The 1577-nt window shown below is 73.6% G+C and carries 1 protein-coding gene; it reads right to left on the bottom strand.

Going from position 1 to position 1577, the window contains the following annotated elements; genetic code table 11:
* Positions 1-311 precede the first annotated feature (311 nt).
* Positions 312-1577, bottom strand: a 1266-nt coding sequence (locus CS062_RS26505; protein ID WP_199174359.1) for a hypothetical protein, incomplete at its 5' end; no start/stop codon positions are given.

Here is a 1577-nt window from a genome sequence, read left to right as displayed (position 1 = left end):
CGGCCGCCGCGCGCACCGCCGCCACGGCCGCCCGCTGGTCGTCGATGAAGACCTCCATCAGGCGGACGCTGTCGTACAGGTCCAGGTCCGGGTGATGCTCGCTCGGGGCTTCGGTGTTCAGAGGCTGCGGGGAATCGGGCATGGTGCGGCCTACTCTAGTGGGCGCGCCCGGCGGCTGCCAATGAAACGGCGCGGGAACGCCATAACCGGTGGTGATCGCAAGGGCTCTGGCAAGGACTGCCACCTTCGGCGCGCAGGCCCGACCCGGGCATGAGGCCTCGCGTTCGCGAACCTCACGCCCTGTTCGAGCCTCACCGGCGGCCGGGCGTGCGGGCCTCGGCGTCGAGCACGGCCTGGATCACTTCGGCCAGCGCGACCGGCGTGGGCGCAGGGTCCAGCTCGACCAGCACGAGGTAGCCGCGATCGCGGCCCTGGGCGGTGAATGCCTGCAGCAGCGCGATCTGGTCGCTGTGCACCATCGTGCCCTCCGGCGACCAGTACTCCATCGCCACCAGGCAGCCGTCCGACGGCGTGCCGGGATAGAAGCGGCTGCCGGCGTAGTAGCGCGGATCGATGGTGCTGCCATGCATCAGCATCTCGTCGCGACCGGCGCGTCCCGCCAGCCAGGCCTCCTGCAGCGGGGTGTAGTCGCGCCAGGACGCGGGCAGCAGCGCGCGGTAGCGGTCCAGCGTCCATGTCGGCTCATTGGCGCCGGGGGCGCGCTGTTCGTACTCGGCGATGCTGGCCTCGCCCGGCACCTTGGTGTGGAGGTAGGGCGTCGGACCGATCCAGACGTTGGAGGCGGCCCGTCCGGCCCCCTGGATCGTGAACAGGCCCTGCGGCGTGTTGCCCAGGGTGATCGTGCCCGGCAGGCCGCTGCTGGACAGCGCCAGCTGCTCGATGTTGAAGAGCCCGCCATCGGCGCGCCGCACGAAGCGGCCATCGGCCTGCCGCACCAGCGCCAGGCCCATCTGCTGCCGGCCCGGCCGCTGGAAGCTGAACACCACCGGGTAGCCGGGACGCACCGCCAGCAGGTCGGCCAGCGGCGGGCGCGCCGGCTGAGGGACGCCCTGCGCCGTCGCCAGCGCCTGGGCCAGCGCCTGCAGGCGGGGCTCGTCGCGGTCGCGCTGCGCCAGCTGGGACTGGATCAGCGCCAGGTCCGCCGGCTGACGGGTCTGCATCAGCGCATAGGCGGCGATCGCGAATTCGCGCGGCGCGGCCAGTCGCGGCAGCAGCGGACGCAGCAGCGGCGCCGCGTCGAAGGCGTAGAGCGTGAACGCGGCCGTCAGCAGCGGCCGCTGGACCTCCGCCGGCTGGCTGTCCAGCGCCGGCAGCGCGGCAAGCAGCGCCGGCCGGGCGGTATCGATTTCGGCCCGGTAATGGGCGACCAGCCGCAGCGCCTGGGCCAGTTCGCGCAGCGCGGCGCTGTCCTGCGGCGCAGCCAGCGCCTGCGCGGCGGCGGTGCGGATGCGGGCGCGGTCGTTGATCCAGCGCGCCTGGGCGTCGGCGCTGCTGCCGACGGTGGAGCGGAACTGCCCGGGTCGCAGCGCCTGCAACGCGGCTGGCGCGAACGGTCC

The sequence above is a fragment of the Roseateles chitinivorans genome (genome assembly GCF_002761755.1).
GTDB lineage: Bacteria > Pseudomonadota > Gammaproteobacteria > Burkholderiales > Burkholderiaceae_C > Roseateles > Roseateles chitinivorans.
This window is presented reverse-complemented; position numbering and strand designations above follow the sequence as displayed.